The following is a 16,288-nucleotide window of genomic DNA, read 5'->3' as shown; positions in this document are numbered from 1 at the left end:
CCGCCTGTTCCTAGAGTCGACACCATGAGTGGCACGGTGAAGGCCGCCGGAGCGGGGCGCGCCGACGGACCGGCGCGTCCGTCCGCGCGGTTCCTCGCCCGGGTGCCCGAGGGATTCGCCGCCTTCTTCGGCGCTCTCGCCGTGCTCTGCGTGCTGCTGGCCTTCATCGCCCCCCTGCGCCGGATGCTGCACCCGGTGGTCCAGCTCCTCGAACTGCTTCTGGTGCCCGTCAGCGCGAACCTCGCCTACGCAGTCTTCCTCTTCCTGCTCGCCGGAGCGATCGCGGCCCGCAAGAAGGTCGCCTGGTGGCTGGTCGTCGTCTACCTCGGGCTGCTGGTCCTGGTGGACGGGCTCGGCCTCGCGGCGGGCCTGTACGACGAGTTCGTCCCGTCCCTGGTGATCGTCGCGCTCGCCCTGGTCCTGCTGATCGCCGCACGCGAGGAGTTCTACGCGGCCTCCCGGCACGGCGCCGTCTGGCGGGCGCTGGCGGTGCTCCTCGCCGGGCTCGGGACGGCGATCCTGGTGGGCTGGGGGCTGGTGGAGATCTTCCCCGGCACACTCCCGCACGGCCAGCGGTTGCTGTGGGCGGCGGGCCGGGTGTGCGGCGGACTCGTCTCCGCGCGCTCCTTCGCGGGCCGCCCGCCCCACTGGCTCGCCTTCCTGCTCGGCCTGTTCGGAGCGCTCGCCCTGCTCAACGCCGCCGCCACCCTGTTCCGCTCGCAGCGCATGGAGGCGGCCCTGCACGGCGACGAGGAGCCGCGCATCCGTGCCCTGCTCCAGGCGTACGGCGCCGACGACTCCCTCGGCTACTTCGCCACCCGCAGGGACAAGGCCGTGGTCTTCTCACCCAGCGGCAAGGCCGCCGTCACCTACCGCGTCGAGGTCGGGGTGTGCCTGGCCAGCGGCGATCCGGTGGGCGACCGTGAGGCCTGGCCGCACGCCATCGACGCCTGGCTCGACATGGCCCGCCGCCACGCCTGGGTGCCCGCCGTGATGGGCGCCTCCGAGGACGGCGCACGGGCATACGCCCGCGCGGGGCTCGGCGCGCTGCAACTCGGCGACGAGGCGATCCTGAACGTCGCCGGCTTCGACCTGCACGGCCGCGACATGAGGGTCACCCGGCAGGCCGTGAGCCGGGTCCGGCGCACGGGCGCCACCTGCCGGGTGCGCCGCCACTCCACCCTCACCGACGCGGAGATGGAGGAGATCATCGACAAGGCCGACGCCTGGCGGGACACGGAGACGGAGCGCGGCTTCTCCATGGCCCTGGACCGGCTCGGCGATCCGGCGGACGGCTGCTGCCTGCTCGTCGAGGCGCTCAGCGCGGACGGCCGGCTGCTCGCGCTGCTGTCCTTCGTGCCCTGGGGCCCGGACGGCATCTCCCTCGACCTGATGCGCAGGGACCGTACAGCGCCCAATGGCGTCATGGAGTTCATGGTCGCCGAGCTGTGCGCGGTCGCCCGCAAGCTCGGCGTACGCCGTATCTCGCTGAACTTCGCGGTCTTCCGCTCGGTCTTCGAGGAGGGCGCCCGCATCGGGGCCGGACCCGTGCTGCGGCTGTGGCGGCGACTGCTGCTGTTCTTCTCCCGGTGGTGGCAGCTGGAGGCGCTCTACCGCTCCAACGCCAAGTACCACCCCGAGTGGTACCCGCGTTTCATCTGCTACGGGGAGACCGCGTCCCTCGCCCGTATCTCACTGGCGTCCGGCATCGCCGAGGGCTTCGTCTCCGTACCCTCACTGCGCACCCTGTGGGGCAAGGGGCACCGGGCGACCGCGCTGAAGCCCGCGACGACCGAAGGACTGCCGCCGCTCACCGCGCTCGGCCTTCCCTGCGGGGAGACCGCCGCGCCCGGAGACAGGGCCGCGCCACTGCCCGAACAGGTCCGCGTCCGCCATCTGGCGCTCGACAGGCTGCGCGCCGACGGCACCGACCCCTACCCGGTGGGCATCGCCCCGCCCACGCACACGCTCGCCGAGGCCCGGGAGGCCGCCACGGGGGAGCGGATGACCGTCGCCGGCCGGGTGATGCTCGTACGCGACTTCGGCGGCATCGTCTTCGCCGTGCTGCGGGACTGGTCGGGTGACTTCCAGGCGGCCCTCACCCGGACGGACTCCGGGGCCGCCCTCGAACGGTTCGGCAAGGACGTCGACATCGGCGACCACATCACCGCGACCGGCCGCAAGGGCACCAGCGACCGGGGCGAGCCGACCCTGTTCATCGACTCCTGGCAGCTCATCGGCAAATGCCTGCGCCCCCTGCCCGACAAACGGCGCGGCCTGACCGACCCCGAGGCAAGAGTGCGCCGCCGCTATCTCGACCTGGTGGCGCGCCCGGACGCCCGTCGAGTGCTGAGGGCCCGCTGCGCCGTCGTCCAGGCACTGCGCCGGGGACTGCTGGACCGGGGCTTCCTGGAGGTCGAGACCCCGATGCTCCAGCAGATCCACGGCGGCGCGAACGCCCGCCCGTTCACCACGCACATCAACGCCTACGACCTGGACCTGTATCTGCGGATCGCGCCCGAGCTGTATCTGAAGCGGCTGTGCGTGGGCGGCATGGAGAGGGTCTTCGAGCTCGGGCGCACCTTCCGCAACGAGGGCGTCTCCTACAAGCACAACCCCGAGTTCACCATGCTGGAGGCGTACCAGGCGTTCGCCGACTACGGCACCATGCTCGACCTCACCCGCGAACTGGTCCAGGACGCGGCGAGGGCCGCCTTCGGCAGGCCCGTCGCCCGCAAGGGCGGCACCGAGTACGACATCTCGGGACCGTGGCCGGTCAAGACGGTGTACGGGGCGATCTCCGAGGCCCTGGGGGAGGAGATCGGCCCCGGCACGGACCTGACGCTGCTGCGCCGCTACTGCGACCGCGCGGCAGTGCCGTACCGCACGGACGACAGCCGCGGTGAGGTCGTCCTGGAGATGTACGAGCGGCTGGTCGAGGAGCGGACCGAGCTGCCCACCTTCTACAAGGACTTCCCGACCGAGGTCTCCCCCCTCACCCGCCAGCACCGCGCCGACCCGCGGCTCGCCGAGCGCTGGGACCTGGTCGCCTTCGGCACCGAACTCGGCACCGCCTACTCGGAGCTGACGGACCCGGTGGAGCAGCGGCGCAGGCTCACGGAGCAGTCGCTGCTGGCCGCCGGGGGAGACCCGGAGGCGATGGAACTCGACGAGGACTTCCTGGACGCCCTGGAGTACGCGATGCCGCCCACCGGCGGCCTCGGCATCGGCGTCGACCGCCTGGTCATGTTCCTCACCGGCCTCACCATCCGCGAGACCCTGCCGTTCCCGCTGGTGCGCCGCCACTGAGCGCTCCGCGGGAATCGCGGTTGCTCACCCACGGGTCCGTCGTGGCCGGCCGCGCGCTCGGCGCACGTCCGGCGCATGGCTAGCGCACGGCGACCAGCCGGGCGAACACCACCACGTTGCCCTCGTATCCGTGCTCCTCGGAGAAGCCGCCTCCGCAGGTGATGACGCGCAGCTCCGGTGCGCCCTTGCTCTTGTAGACGCGGTCGCCGGGGAAGTTCTTCTTGCTGAAGACCTGGTTCCCGTAGACCTGGAACACCGCCGTCCTGCCGTCCTGGCGCCGGACCTCGACCCGGTTGCCCTGCCGCAGGGAGCCGAGTCCGTAGAAGACTGCGGGCCCGTCCTTGTTGTCGACATGCCCCACGATCACGGCCGTGCCCTTCTCGCCGGGTGAGACCCCGCCGGTGAACCAGCCCGCTAGGTTCGTGTCCTCGGGCGGCGGCGCGCTCACCCAGCCGGAGGAGTCCAGGCCGACCGGCACCACGGGGGCGTCGACCTGGATGGCGGGGATACGGACGCGGCTGGCCACGGAGTACGTGAGGGCGGCGGGAGCGGCGCCGGGGCTCGCGGTGCCGGTGGTTCCGGGACCCGCGGCGGAGGCGGGCTGCGGCGGCCCCGCGTGCGACTGCCCCGTGCCGTTGCGGACGAGAGCGACGCCCACCAGCAGGATGAGCACCATCGCGCCCCACGGGGCCCGCTTCCTCTGCTCCTCGCCTTCGGCCGGCCCGGACCCAGACATTCGTCCTTCCCCTCTCGACGCGGCCATCGCCGCGTCCGTCGCACAGAACAGAACGCTAAGGGGCGCGGCACCGGCGGGCGACGGGGCACGGGCGAACGGGTGGCGGGCGAACGGGTGGTGCCGCACGTCCGCTGCCCGCCGTACGAGACGCCATGGCCGGACCGATTCTGACGGTTCGTGACCTACGGGGGCGTCATACCGCCGGAGCCCGTTCGGTCCCCGCGCTCACCGGGACGGACCACCCCCGACATGCGCTCCCGCGCACGGCGTCCGAGGGTTCGTCCGTGAGGCGTTTGTCATCCATCGACCGGGGACGGTTCCCGGGGCGCCTCCGCGGAGGCTCTCATGCGTATTACTCGTGTCCTGGCGGTCTGTGCCGCCGCGACCGGGGCCGTCGGGCTCGCCGCGCCCGTGGCCCTGGCCCGTGAACCGGCGGGCATCACCGCCGTCGCCCCGGAGGCCTTCGTCGGCGCCCGCCACGCCGCCGGCGGCAGCGGGTCCTCGGGGGCCACCCCGGCCGACATGGCCATCGGCGGGGGACTGGTGGCCTCGGCCGTCATCGGCGGGGGCGTGCTGTGGTGGCTGAACCGCTCGGAGGACGAGAACTGACCCGGGCGCTCACGCTGTATCCCCGGCACCGTTCGTCTCCCCGGAGCCCCTTGACGCCGCGTGCCCCGGAACCCGTCGGGCTCCGGGGCACGCGCGTGACGGGTGTCAGGAGCCGCGGTTCACGCGCCGTCGCGACATCCGCCAGGCCACGCCGACCGTACCCCCGATGAGCGCCGCTCCAAGAGCGACCTCCTTGGGATGAAAACTGCTGACGCTGCCGCCGAGGCCGGCACTGACGCCATGGCCCTCGTACCCCTTGCCCCCGCCCTGGTTTCCGCCGTAGCCCCCGCCGCCCCCGCCGCCATAGCCTCCGCCGCCCCTGCCGCCGTAACCCCCATCGCCGCCGCCGTAGCCTCCGCCGCCCCCGCCCCCACCGCCGTAGCCTCCGCCGCCTCCGCCGTAGCCCCCGCCGCCGTAGCCCCCGCCGCCGTAGCCTCCGCCGCCCCCGCCGATTCCGCCGTAGCCGCCGCCGATTCCGCCGTAGCCCCCGCCGATTCCCCCGTAGCCCCCGCCGCCGAAGCCCCCGCCCCCGCCCTGGATGCCGCCGTACCCTCCGCCGCCGTAGCCCCCGCCCTGGTCCCCTCGATACCCCGCGAACTGGTTCCCCGCGGCTCCTCCGGCCGTGGCGTGCTCGTCCTGCGCGGCCACGATGGCGAGCTTCTTGTGGCCGTACTCGTGACCGCACTGGAAGGTGACGTCGTACGAGGTGCCGGGTCTGGCGTTCTTGTCGACCGTGGCCGTGGCCGTGGACTGGCCCTTGGGTATGGTCACCTGGCTGAAGACCCCTGAGACGACCGTGGCGTCGCCGTTGCAGCCTCGCACGGGCAACGAGAGCCGGCCGCCGGGACTGACGGTCTCGGGGGTGAGCTTGTACGAGAACGCCGCGCCCGAGACGTTGTTGCTTGCCGCGGCCGTTGTGCACGCGGTGAGGGAGGCCAGGGCACCGACGCCCAGCAACGTGGCCGAAATTGCGCGTATCGCGCGCATGGAATCCTCCAGGTCCCCGAGGAGCCTTGCTGCGGACCGCTTCCGCCTGCGCCGGAAATGCACCTCGATGACCGAAACGCTAAGAAGGTGCTCGCGGCGGCGCGATCTCAGCCGCGCGAATGGGGCAACCATGTGCGCCGCACAGGGGAGGCGGGGCCGGGGCGGTGACCATGTCGTCGTCCCCGCCCCGGCCCCGCCCCGTGGTCCTCATCCGTGCACGGTCGGGAACAGCGCCAGGAACGGCTGGGCCGAGGCCGCGATACCCCGGCTGTAAGGCGCGTCGAAGTCCCAGATGAGGAAGAGCAGGAAGGCGATCAGCGCGGAGAACAGCCCGGCCAGCACGAGTTCGCGTGTGGTGCGCCGGATCTGCAGCGCGAACACCATCCCGATGGTGACCACCGCACCCGCGATCAGCCCGAACCACACCACGGCGGGCATGGTCGAGCCCGTCGCGTCGGCGCGGGCGCCCCGTGCGGTGTCGGCGGCCGCCACCTGGTCGAGGAGCGGCTGGTACGACTGGGCCTGGAAGTCGGTCTTCGGCTGGTAGTCGGTGACGTCCTGGCGGACGCGCTGGAGCAACTCCGCGCCGCGGGCGGTCACCTTGCCCCGGTCGGCCATGGACTTCCACTCGGTGGTCACGACATGGCCGACATATGCGTTGACGTCGGCGCGGACGCGATCACGGACATCGGGCGGGTAGACGCGGACGCGTTCGGAGATCTCGTGCAGTGCCTGCGCCTCGGCCTGGACATGGTCCTGGGCGGCACTGCGGGCCTCCCAGACGCCCGCGATGGCCAGGCCCAGCACGATGGCGTAGACCACGCCGATCCACATCGTCATGTACTCGATCACGTCCGGCGTCTCGGACGGATCGTCGTCCTCGGCGGCCGTGCGCTGGCGCAGGAGGGTCACCAGGACCACGACGGCGCACGCGGCCACCATCGCGAGGGCGAGAACAAGCCATTCTGACAAGAAGTGCCTCCAGAGGTTCGCGGCGCAGTCAGCGCGGGCGCAGTGCGGCGATGGCGAACACGGCGGGTGCGGCGATGAGCAGGGTGAACACGAGCGGGGACGGGCCGTCGTGCGGAGGGCTCGGGTGGGACACCGGGCGGTAGTGCGGGTAGTGGACCGGGGGCGGCGCGGGGCGCGGGACGGGCCTGCGCGTCGGCGTAGGTGTCGGCGTGGGCCTGGGCGTGGGCGCCGGGACCACCCGCACCGGCGCCGGGCGAGGAGTAGGGGCCACGGTGTGCGGTGGAGGTGGTGGTGGCTTCGGCACGGGCCGTGGCGTAGGAGTCGGTGTGGGCTCGGGGGTGGGGGTCGGCGTCGGGGTGGGGCTCGGAGCGGGTGAGAAGCACGGGAGGGGCCAGTGATGGCGTCCGCCCGCGACCGACACCGCGTCCGTGCCGTCAGGGCCCGTCGAGGCGTAAGCGCACGCGTCGGCCGACGCCGCCCCTGCCGGGGCGCCCACGAGGATCCACGCCAGCGTCATCAGGGCCAACACCCTGGTGACGAGGGTGGATCGGGTCCGTTCGGGTCGATGCACGACCGAGATCATCGGCGCGTTGGTGCCCGGCCACGCCGCAGACCAGGGGAATTGCCCCGAACGAAGGAGATCGCGTTTGGTGTGTTTGATCACCTGTGCCCGTACGGGCGTCAGTTGGGCACATATGCGCGACCACGGCGGGATACGGCCGTGCGGCGACCGGGACGTGTTCGCGGGTCCCGGAAAGATTTTTGTGGCCACGTTGAACGCACCCGGCACTCCCCTGCGTACCTAAGGCCATGCGCGGCAGATAAGAGAACGCCGCAACACCCAAGCGGACAGCGGGAGTTGAGAATGAAGACATCCTGGCGCAGCGCCAGTCTCGTGGCGACAGCCGCGGCCGTGCTCGCGCTCACGACGGCGTGCGGTCAGGAGAGCGGGAACCAGTCGGCCGGCACTCAGAACGTGGGGGCCACCGCGGCCCCCGGCGGCTACGGATCCAGCCCGACGGACCCCAACGGCTACGGCGCCGACTCCACCACCGCGCCCAGCGCCTCCGCCCCCGCGAGCGGGCAGTCCGCGGGCAGGCTGTCCGTCGCCGACGACGCGAAGCTTGGCAAGATCGTCACGGATGGAGCCGGGTTCACCCTCTACCGCTTCGACCAGGACACGGCCTCCCCGCCCAAGTCCACCTGTGAAGGCGACTGCGCGAAGACGTGGCCGCCCGTTCCCGCCGAGGGGGCCACGGTCGCCTCCGGGATAGACAAGTCCATGCTCGGCGAGGTCACCCGGGCGGACGGGACCAAGCAGCTGACCATCGCGGGCTGGCCGATGTACCGCTTCGCCAAGGACACCAAGGCCGGGGACACCAAGGGCCAGGGAGTGAAGGGCACCTGGTTCGCGACCGCGCCCGACGGCAAGAAGGCGGGAGTGTCCCTGCCCGGTCTCTCCGTCCGCAACGACCCCAAGCTGGGACCGATCGTCGTCGACAAGAACGGCATGACCGTCTACCGCTTCCTGAAGGACAAGGCATGGCCCAAGTCGGTGTCGAACTGCACCGGTGCCTGCCTGGAGAAGTGGCCCGCTGTCGCCCCGGTCGCGGCCGATGACACCAAGGGCGTCAAGAAGAAGGGCCTGATGGGCTTCACCCGCCCGGACGGAACCAAGCAGATGACCGTCAACTGCTGGCCGATCTACACCTTCTCCGGGGACAGCGCGCCCGGAGAGACCAACGGTCAGGGCGTCGGCGGCACGTGGTACGCCGTCTCGCCCGACGGAAAGCCGGTCGGCGCACCCAAGTAGAGATCAGCTCCCCAGGGTTGATGGAGTGCACGACCGCCAGGCCCACCCCCTCTGCGCCGCACAGAGGGGGTGGGCCATTTCGGCGTGACCGCGGGCTCTTGCGGGCCCGGCGGCGGCACCGCGGCACGTGCCAGCGGCAGTGACCGGGAACGGATGGTCAATTTCCGGTTTCACTCGCTCCCTTGGCGGTCGATCAGTAGCCTCTGCTCGAACACCCCATCGGCCGCTACGTCGTCTACGCCTTGGAGAGCCACATGGAGCGCCCCGCCTGGGCCCCGCGGAGCATAGACATCTCCGTGCCGAGTGTGTCCCGTATGTACGACTTCTATCTGGGTGGTTCGCACAACTTCGAGGTCGACCGGCAGGCGGCGCGCAAGGCGATGGAGTACATGCCGGGACTCCCCAAGATCATGCAGGCGAACAGGGCGTTCATGCGCCGCGCGGTCCGCTTCGCGGCCGCTGAGGGCATCACCCAGTTCCTCGACATCGGCTCCGGCATCCCGACCTTCGGGAACGTGCACGAAGTGGCGCAACAGGCGTGTCCCGGAGCGCATGTGGTGTACGTCGACCACGATCCGGTGGCGGTCGCGCACAGCCAGGCCGTACTCCAGGGCAACCCCGGCGCGGACGTCGTGGCGGCCGATCTGCGCAAGCCCCAGGAGATCCTGTCGAGCCCTCAGGCGGAGAACCTGATAGACCTTGACCGGCCGGTCGCCCTCCTTCTCGTTGCCATACTGCACTTCGTGGAGGACAGGGACGACCCGTACAGTGCGGTGGCCGAGTTGAGCGCTGCGCTCGCGCCCGGCAGTCTGCTCGTCCTCACGCACGCTTCGTACGAGGGAATCCCGCTCCCCCAGGAGCGTGCGGAGGGCGCGGTCGACGTGTACAAGGACATCCGCAATCCGCTGATCATGCGCACGCGCGACGAGGTCGCGCGGTTCTTCGAGGGGTACGACATGGTGGAACCCGGACTGGTGCCGATGCCCGAGTGGCGTCCGGACACGGCACCCGAGGACGAGGATCCGTATTCCTTCGCGGGATTCGCCGGCGTGGGGCGCGCGGCGTGACGGCCGAGCCGGGCGGACCGGAGGACAGACTGCGCAGGTTCGCGACGATCTGGAGCCGGGCCGTCTTCCCGGTGACCTCGACGTCGCTGACCCGGCCCGCGTTCGAGGAGTGCCTGCTGCCGCTGGCCCGGAGGCTGAGCGAGGCGCTGCGGGCCAGGGCGTTCGACCCGGCCGCGGCCAAGGCGATCGGCGCGGCTCTCATCGATGTGCACTGCACCGATCCGGAGGCGCTGAGCCGTACGCTCGACTGCGTCGACGCCTACCTGGTGCTCTACTGCGGCGATCCCGAAGCGTCCGCGCGGACCCAGGAGGCGCTGCGCGTCCGCTCCTCACGGCTCCAGCACGCGATGGCCGCCGGGTTCGCCGGGGCCCTGAGGGAACGCACGCTGGCCGAGCAGGAGGCCATCTCGCATGCCGCGCTCACCGCCCAGGGAGTGGTGGCGCAGGCGCTGCACATCAGCGAGGCACGCTTCCGGGCGGTCTTCGAGGGCGCCGCGATAGGGATCGGCATCGCGGACCTCGACGGGAACGTCCTGCAGGTCAACGGAGCGCTTCTGCGCATGTTCGGCGGCTCGGAGAACCTCGTGCGCGGCCGCAACGTCGCCGAGTGGACCCACCCCGACGACGCGCCCCAGGTCTGGCGGCTGTACGACGAGCTGGTCCGCGGCGAACGCGACCACTACCACGTCGAAAAGGCGTTCTACCGGCCCGATGGAACGGTCCTGTGGACCAATCTCACGGTGTCTCTGCTGCGGGACGCGGACGGGCTTCCGCAGTACCAGCTGGCGCTCATGGAGGACACCACCGAGCGGCGCCTGCTCAATCTGCGGCTGCGGTACGAGGCCACGCACGACGCCCTCACCGGTCTGCCCAACCGCACGCTGTTCTTCGAGCGCCTGGAGAAGGCCCTCGCGGCGGGTGAGGGCCAGCGGTTCGGCCTGTGCTACCTCGATCTCGACGGCTTCAAGACCGTCAATGACAGCCTCGGCCACGCGGCAGGCGACCGGCTGCTGGTCGAGGTCGCCGACCGGCTGCAGTCCTGTGCGACCGCGCCCGGCGAGATGGTCGCGCGCCTGGGCGGAGACGAGTTCGTGGCGCTGACCACCGGGACCGCGACCCGGCGCGGGGTCGACGAACTGGCCGGGCGCATCATGAACGCCCTGAGCAGCCCGATCCGCGTGGACGGGCGCGAGCTGACCATGCACGGCAGCATCGGCGTCGTGGAGGGTCCGTCGGGGGAGCGGGGCCCCGCGGAGGTGCTGCGCAGCGCCGACATCACCATGTACCGGGCCAAGTCCGCGGGCGGCAACCGCTTCGAGTTCGCCGACCCGGAGGCCGACGCCCGCGCCATCACCCGGCACGGGCTGACCACGGCGCTGCCCACGGCCCTGAACCGGGGCGAGTTCTTCATCGAGTACCAGCCGCTGGTGCACCTCGGTGACGGGACCGTCCACGGCGCCGAGGCCCTGGTGCGCTGGCTGCATCCGCAGCACGGCGTGCTCGGCCCGGACCACTTCATCCCGCTCGCCGAACGCACCGGCCTGATCGTGCCGCTGGGCCGCTGGGTCCTTCAGGAGTCGGTACGACAGGCCCGAGCCTGGCAGGAGAGACGCGACTGCACGGGTCCGCTGCGCGTCAACGTCAATCTGTCCCCGTGTCAGCTCACCCATCCGGGGCTGGTCTCCGACACCGTGGACATCCTGGAGCAGGCGGGCCTCCAGCCCGACGCGCTGTGCCTGGAGGTCACCGAGTCGGCGCTCATCGGCGCGGACGACGACCTGCTCAAGCCGCTGCGACGGCTGGCCGAGATGGGTGTGGACATCGCCCTGGACGACTTCGGCACGGGGTACTCGAACCTGGCGAACCTGCGCCGGCTGCCGGTGCGGATCCTCAAGCTGGACCGTTCCTTCACCCAGGGCATGCAGCAGTATCCGGCGGACCCCGTCGACCTGAAGATCGTGGAAGGGATCGTCTCTCTCGCCCACAGCCTGGACCTCGCGGTCACGGTCGAGGGCGTGGAGACGGGCGCCCAGGCCGAGCAACTGCGGATCCTCGGCTGCGACACCGCCCAGGGCTGGTACTACGCCCGCCCCGGCCCACCGGAGCGACTTCACGAACTCGCCCTGGTGGACGCCACCGGCTGACTCGCGGGAGCCCAGGACCCCTCAGGGGCGCGGGGGACCGCGCGCCCGGCCACGGACGCACCCGCGGGCAACAAACCGCACCGCGGAGCACTCAGCGTTCCAGAAGCATCCGCTGCAACTCACGTGCCGCCCGCGGCGGCGCCACATCGCTGCGGTGGGCGAGCGCGATCGTGCGGTACAGACCGGGCGGGGCCAGCGGGGTGACCCTGAGGCCCCGTCCGGCCTGTGTGGCGACCATGCGCGGCACGACGGCGACGCCCAGACCCGCCCGTACGAATCCGAGAACGGCGTCCATCTCGCCGCCCTCGACCGCGAAGTCCGGCTCGAACCCCTCGGCGCGGCACGCGGCCACGGTCAGTTCCCGCAGGTCGTAGCCGTGGCGGAACATCACAAGACGCTCGCCCTCGAGATCCGCGACACGGACCGTACGGCGGGCGCCGCCGGGCCTTTCCGCATCCGGTGAGGACACCACCACCAGGTCCTCACGCAGAAGCTCCACCGTGGTCAGCGCGGGGGAGGGGGTGGGCAGCGGCAGCACGACCAGAGCAAGGTCCAGGGCGCCGCGTGCCAGCTCACGGACCAGGTCGTGGGAGCCGCCCTCCTCGATCAGCAGCCGGATGCCGGGATATCGGTCATGGAAGGTGCGCAGCACCTCCGGCAGCAGACCCGTGCACACGCTGGGCGTCGCGCCCAGGCGCACCCGGCCGCGCCGCAGCTGCGCCAGCTCCTGCACCTCCTGCCGGGCCGTGTCCGCGTCGGCGAGGATACGGCGGGCCAGCGGCAGCAGGGCCTCGCCGGCGTCCGTGAGTGTGATGTTGCCGCGCGCCCGCAGGAACAGATCCGCGCCCAGTTCCCGCTCCAGCGCCTTGATCTGCTGCGACAGCGAGGGCTGGGCGACATGGACGAGATCGGCGGCCTGAGTGAAGTGCCGGGTCTCGGCGACCGCCACGAAGTACTGGAGCTGCTGGAACTGCACACCTCCAGCATAGGCCGAGGCTATCGAAACGAGCCGGACCATGTCTTGGACCGATCAGGACCTTCGGCCCTAGCGTTCGGGGCATGGCTCTGGCAACGCGGACGGACCGACGGCCGTCCATGGCACGCAGCGTGTGGGACAGCTCCGTCGGCAAAAAGACAGTGATGGCGGTCAGCGGCCTGATCATGCTGCTCTACCTGGTCGTCCACATGATCGGCAATCTGAAGATCTACTTCGGCGCGGGCGAGTTCAACCACTACGCCCACTGGCTGCGCACCGTCGGCGAGCCGTTCATGCACTACGAGTGGACGCTCTGGCTGATCCGGATCGTGCTGATCGTCGCCGTGATCGCTCACGCCGTCTCCGCGTACCAGCTCAGCCGCCGCGACATCAAGGCGAGGCCCGTCGCGTACGTGCACAAGAGGCCCCGGTCGACCTACGCCACGCGCACCATGCGCTGGGGCGGGATCATCCTCGGCCTCTTCATCGTCTGGCACCTCCTCGACCTGACGACCGGCACCGTGCACTCCGGCGGCTTCCAGGAGGGCCACCCGTACCAGAACGTCGTGGACACCTTCTCCACCTGGTACGGCGATGTGATCTACATCGTCGCGATGCTCGCCCTCGGGCTGCACGTCCGGCACGGCTTCTGGAGCGCCGCCCAGACCCTCGGCGCCGGCAGCCGGACGCGCGACCGCGCCCTCAAGACCATCGCCGACGTTCTCGCACTGCTGCTCACGGCCGGGTTCATCGCCGTGCCCGTGGGTGTCATGACCGGAGTGGTGAGCTGAGATGACCGACTACGTGAACTACGCGACGGGTGCGCCGGTCGCCGACACCAAGGCCCCCTCCGGGCCCGTCAACGAGCGCTGGGACACGCGCCGTTTCGAGGCCAAGCTGGTCAACCCCGCCAACCGGCGCAAGCACACCGTGATCGTCGTCGGCACCGGCCTCGCCGGCGGGTCCGCGGGCGCCACCCTCGCCGAACAGGGCTACCACGTCGTCCAGTTCTGCTACCAGGACTCCCCGCGCCGGGCCCACTCGATCGCCGCGCAGGGCGGCATCAACGCGGCCAAGAACTACCGCAACGACGGCGACTCCATCCACCGTCTCTTCTACGACACGGTCAAGGGCGGCGACTTCCGGGCCCGCGAGTCCAACGTCCACCGCCTGGCCCAGATCTCCGTGGAGATCATCGACCAGTGCGTGGCGCAGGGCGTGCCCTTCGCCCGCGAGTACGGCGGACTGCTCGACACCCGGTCGTTCGGCGGCGTCCAGGTCTCCCGCACCTTCTACGCCCGCGGCCAGACAGGGCAGCAGCTCCTGCTCGGCGCCTACCAGGCGCTGTCACGGCAGATCGCGGCGGGCAACATCGAGATGCACCCCCGCACCGAGATGCTCGACCTGATCGTCGTCGGCGGGCGGGCCCGGGGCATCGTCGCCCGAGACCTGATCACCGGGAGGATCGACACGTACTTCGCGGACGCCGTCGTCCTCGCGAGCGGCGGCTACGGCAACGTCTTCTATCTGTCGACCAACGCCATGAACTCCAACGCCACCGCCGTCTGGCGTGCCCACCGGCGCGGCGCCTACTTCGCCAACCCGTGCTTCACCCAGATCCACCCCACCTGCATCCCGCGCACCGGCGACCACCAGTCCAAGCTCACCCTCATGAGCGAGTCGCTGCGCAACGACGGCCGGATCTGGGTACCGAAGGCAAAGGGCGACGACCGCCCGCCGAACGAGATCCCCGAGGAGGAGCGCGACTACTACCTGGAGCGCATCTACCCCTCCTTCGGCAACCTGGTGCCCCGCGACATCGCCTCCCGCTCCGCCAAGAACGTCTGCGACGAGGGCCGCGGTGTCGGCCCCGGCGGACAGGGCGTCTACCTCGACTTCGCCGACGCGATCCAGCGCATGGGCAGGAAGAAGGTGGAGGAGAAGTACGGCAACCTCTTCGACATGTACGAGCGGATCACCGCGGAGAACCCCTACGAGGTGCCGATGCGGATCTACCCCGCCGTGCACTACACGATGGGCGGGCTGTGGGTCGACTACGACCTCCAGACCACGATCCCGGGCCTGTTCGCGATCGGAGAGGCCAATTTCTCGGACCACGGCGCGAACCGCCTCGGGGCCTCCGCCCTTATGCAGGGTCTCGCGGACGGTTACTTCGTGCTCCCGTCGACCATCAACGACTACCTCGCCCGCAATCCGCACCAGGACGAGGTCACGGACGAACACCCGCTGGTCCGCGAGGTGTTGACCGAGACCGACGACAGGCTCGCTCGCCTTCTCGCCGTCGACGGAGACCGGACCCCGGACTCCTTCCACCGTGAAGTCGGCGAGCTCATGTGGGAGTTCTGCGGCATGGCACGCACGGACGCTGGCCTGCGCAAGGCCCTGGCGCGCATCCCGCAGATCCGCGAGGAGTTCTGGCGGCGCATCAAGGTCCCCGGCTCCGGCGAGGAGTTCAACCAGTCGCTGGAGAAGGCCAACCGCATCGTCGACTACCTGGAACTCGCCGAGCTGATGTGCCTCGACGCCCTGCACCGCGCCGAGTCGTGCGGCGGCCACTTCCGCGAGGAGTCCCAGACCCCGGACGGCGAGGCCGCGCGCCGGGACGAGGAGTACTCCTACGCGGCGGCCTGGGAGTTCACCGGCACCGGCGAGGCACCCGCCCTGCACAAGGAAGACCTGGTCTTCGAGTACGTCCACCCCACCCAGCGGAGCTACGCATGAAGCTCACCCTGCGCGTCTGGCGGCAGAAGAACGCCGACGCAGAAGGCGCCATGTCCACCTACGAGGTGGACGGCATCTCGGCCGACATGTCCTTCCTGGAGATGCTCGACACCCTCAACGAGGAACTCATCCTCAAGGGCGAGGACCCCGTCGCCTTCGACCACGACTGCCGCGAGGGCATCTGCGGCGCCTGCTCGCTCGTCATCAACGGCGACGCGCACGGACCCGAGCGCACCACCACCTGCCAGCTGCACATGCGCTCCTTCGACGACGGCGACACGATCGACATCGAGCCGTGGCGCGCTTCGGCCTTCCCGGTCGTCAAGGACCTCGTCGTGGACCGCTCGGCCTTCGACCGGATCATCCAGGCCGGCGGCTACATCACCGCCCCGACCGGCTCCGCTCCCGAGGCGCACGCCACTCCCGTACCGAAGGCGGACGCGGACTTCGCGTTCGAGCACGCCGAGTGCATCGGCTGTGGCGCCTGCGTGGCGGCCTGCCCCAACGGCGCGGCGATGCTGTTCACCTCGGCGAAGATCAACCACCTCAACGTACTGCCGCAGGGCGCGCCCGAGCGCGAGTCCCGTGTGCTCGACATGGTGGCGCAGATGGACGAGGAGGGATTCGGCGGCTGCACCCTCACCGGGGAGTGCGCCACCGCCTGCCCCAAGGGCATCCCGCTGGTCTCCATCACCGGCATGAACAAGGAGTGGCTGCGCGCCACCCGCAGGGCGGGCCGCCGCTGAGCGCCCGGCACAAGACTGACCGGCGCCGCTCGGGACGGGGCGGCGCCGGTCACGGACGTTCGCCGGGCATACCGCACTCGGCCCGCCGCGTCACGCGGCGGGCCGTGGGGGGGTTTGCCCCGGGGGGGAATGAAACCACATAAAACACATCAAAAACCACAACAAAACCGTGTGGGGGTTGTGGGTG

Annotated in this window: 12 protein-coding genes; 8 read left to right on the top strand and 4 right to left on the bottom strand. The window is 70.9% G+C overall.

Annotated features, from left to right (window positions below):
- The first annotated feature begins 24 nt into the window (after positions 1-24).
- Positions 25-3,309: a bifunctional lysylphosphatidylglycerol synthetase/lysine--tRNA ligase LysX gene (gene lysX, locus ABZ845_RS15990; protein WP_360979045.1), complete on the top strand. Its 3,285-nt coding sequence runs from the start codon at positions 25-27 to the stop codon at positions 3,307-3,309.
- 79 nt (positions 3,310-3,388) lie between these two features.
- Here the strand turns inward: lysX and ABZ845_RS15985 are convergent, their stop codons facing one another.
- Positions 3,389-4,045, bottom strand: coding sequence for a class F sortase (locus tag ABZ845_RS15985; protein ID WP_360979042.1), 657 nt, complete (start codon positions 4,043-4,045; stop codon positions 3,389-3,391).
- Positions 4,046-4,390: 345 nt separating this feature from the next.
- Between ABZ845_RS15985 and ABZ845_RS15980 the strand changes: the two genes are divergently transcribed.
- Positions 4,391-4,654 (top strand): hypothetical protein, encoded by a 264-nt coding sequence (locus ABZ845_RS15980; RefSeq protein WP_360979039.1) that lies wholly within the window; start codon positions 4,391-4,393, stop codon positions 4,652-4,654.
- Positions 4,655-4,759: 105 nt separating this feature from the next.
- Here ABZ845_RS15980 and ABZ845_RS15975 read toward each other — a convergent pair whose 3' ends face one another.
- Both ABZ845_RS15975 and ABZ845_RS15970 read right to left on the bottom strand, forming a co-directional pair.
- Positions 4,760-5,641, bottom strand: coding sequence for a hypothetical protein (locus ABZ845_RS15975; protein WP_360979036.1), 882 nt, complete (start codon positions 5,639-5,641; stop codon positions 4,760-4,762).
- 207 nt (positions 5,642-5,848) lie between these two features.
- Positions 5,849-6,613 carry a DUF4239 domain-containing protein gene (locus ABZ845_RS15970; protein ID WP_360979033.1) on the bottom strand — a complete coding sequence of 255 codons (765 nt, stop codon included), beginning with the start codon at positions 6,611-6,613 and terminating at the stop codon, positions 5,849-5,851.
- A gap of 865 nt (positions 6,614-7,478) precedes the next feature.
- Here ABZ845_RS15970 and ABZ845_RS15965 point away from each other — a divergent pair.
- The 3 genes from ABZ845_RS15965 (at position 7,479) to ABZ845_RS15955 (ending at position 11,637) form a co-directional block, all read left to right on the top strand.
- Complete coding sequence (locus tag ABZ845_RS15965; protein WP_360979030.1) at positions 7,479-8,426, top strand: SCO0930 family lipoprotein; 948 nt, start codon at positions 7,479-7,481, stop codon at positions 8,424-8,426.
- Positions 8,427-8,680: 254 nt separating this feature from the next.
- Positions 8,681-9,493, top strand: a complete 813-nt coding sequence (locus ABZ845_RS15960; RefSeq protein WP_360979027.1) for an SAM-dependent methyltransferase — start codon at positions 8,681-8,683, stop codon at positions 9,491-9,493.
- Complete coding sequence (locus ABZ845_RS15955; protein WP_360979024.1) at positions 9,490-11,637, top strand: EAL domain-containing protein; 2,148 nt, start codon at positions 9,490-9,492, stop codon at positions 11,635-11,637. The genes ABZ845_RS15960 and ABZ845_RS15955 overlap by 4 nt, the downstream gene beginning before the upstream one ends.
- A gap of 91 nt (positions 11,638-11,728) precedes the next feature.
- Here ABZ845_RS15955 and ABZ845_RS15950 read toward each other — a convergent pair whose 3' ends face one another.
- Entirely contained in the window at positions 11,729-12,613 is an 885-nt protein-coding gene (locus ABZ845_RS15950) for a LysR substrate-binding domain-containing protein (RefSeq protein WP_360979021.1), read from the bottom strand.
- 119 nt (positions 12,614-12,732) lie between these two features.
- Here ABZ845_RS15950 and ABZ845_RS15945 point away from each other — a divergent pair, with 119 nt between their 5' ends.
- The 3 genes from ABZ845_RS15945 to ABZ845_RS15935 are packed head-to-tail and all read left to right on the top strand — an operon-like array spanning position 12,733 to position 16,101.
- Positions 12,733-13,404, top strand: a complete 672-nt coding sequence (locus tag ABZ845_RS15945; RefSeq protein ID WP_360979103.1) for a succinate dehydrogenase — start codon at positions 12,733-12,735, stop codon at positions 13,402-13,404.
- A gap of 1 nt (position 13,405) precedes the next feature.
- Positions 13,406-15,355 carry a fumarate reductase/succinate dehydrogenase flavoprotein subunit gene (locus ABZ845_RS15940; RefSeq protein ID WP_360979018.1) on the top strand — a complete coding sequence of 650 codons (1,950 nt, stop codon included), beginning with the start codon at positions 13,406-13,408 and terminating at the stop codon, positions 15,353-15,355.
- A complete protein-coding gene (locus ABZ845_RS15935; RefSeq protein WP_360979015.1) occupies positions 15,352-16,101 on the top strand; it encodes a succinate dehydrogenase/fumarate reductase iron-sulfur subunit in 750 nt (249 codons plus the stop codon). The genes ABZ845_RS15940 and ABZ845_RS15935 overlap by 4 nt, the downstream gene beginning before the upstream one ends.
- Positions 16,102-16,288: the final 187 nt, after the last annotated feature.

It is taken from the genome of Streptomyces sp. NPDC047022 (assembly GCF_040644155.1).
GTDB lineage: Bacteria > Actinomycetota > Actinomycetes > Streptomycetales > Streptomycetaceae > Streptomyces.
Note: the sequence above shows the minus strand (reverse complement) of the source record. Positions and strands in the feature narration are given on the sequence as shown.

Coding starts and splice junctions, on each gene's coding strand:
- ABZ845_RS15945 (WP_360979103.1), top strand. CDS start 12,733: ATGGCACGCAGCGTGTGGGACAGCTCCGTCGGCAAAAAGACAGTGATG.
- ABZ845_RS15985 (WP_360979042.1), bottom strand. CDS start 4,045: ATGTCTGGGTCCGGGCCGGCCGAAGGCGAGGAGCAGAGGAAGCGGGCC.
- ABZ845_RS15960 (WP_360979027.1), top strand. CDS start 8,681: ATGGAGCGCCCCGCCTGGGCCCCGCGGAGCATAGACATCTCCGTGCCG.
- ABZ845_RS15965 (WP_360979030.1), top strand. CDS start 7,479: ATGAAGACATCCTGGCGCAGCGCCAGTCTCGTGGCGACAGCCGCGGCC.
- ABZ845_RS15940 (WP_360979018.1), top strand. CDS start 13,406: ATGACCGACTACGTGAACTACGCGACGGGTGCGCCGGTCGCCGACACC.
- ABZ845_RS15975 (WP_360979036.1), bottom strand. CDS start 5,641: ATGCGCGCGATACGCGCAATTTCGGCCACGTTGCTGGGCGTCGGTGCC.
- lysX (WP_360979045.1), top strand. CDS start 25: ATGAGTGGCACGGTGAAGGCCGCCGGAGCGGGGCGCGCCGACGGACCG.
- ABZ845_RS15935 (WP_360979015.1), top strand. CDS start 15,352: ATGAAGCTCACCCTGCGCGTCTGGCGGCAGAAGAACGCCGACGCAGAA.
- ABZ845_RS15980 (WP_360979039.1), top strand. CDS start 4,391: ATGCGTATTACTCGTGTCCTGGCGGTCTGTGCCGCCGCGACCGGGGCC.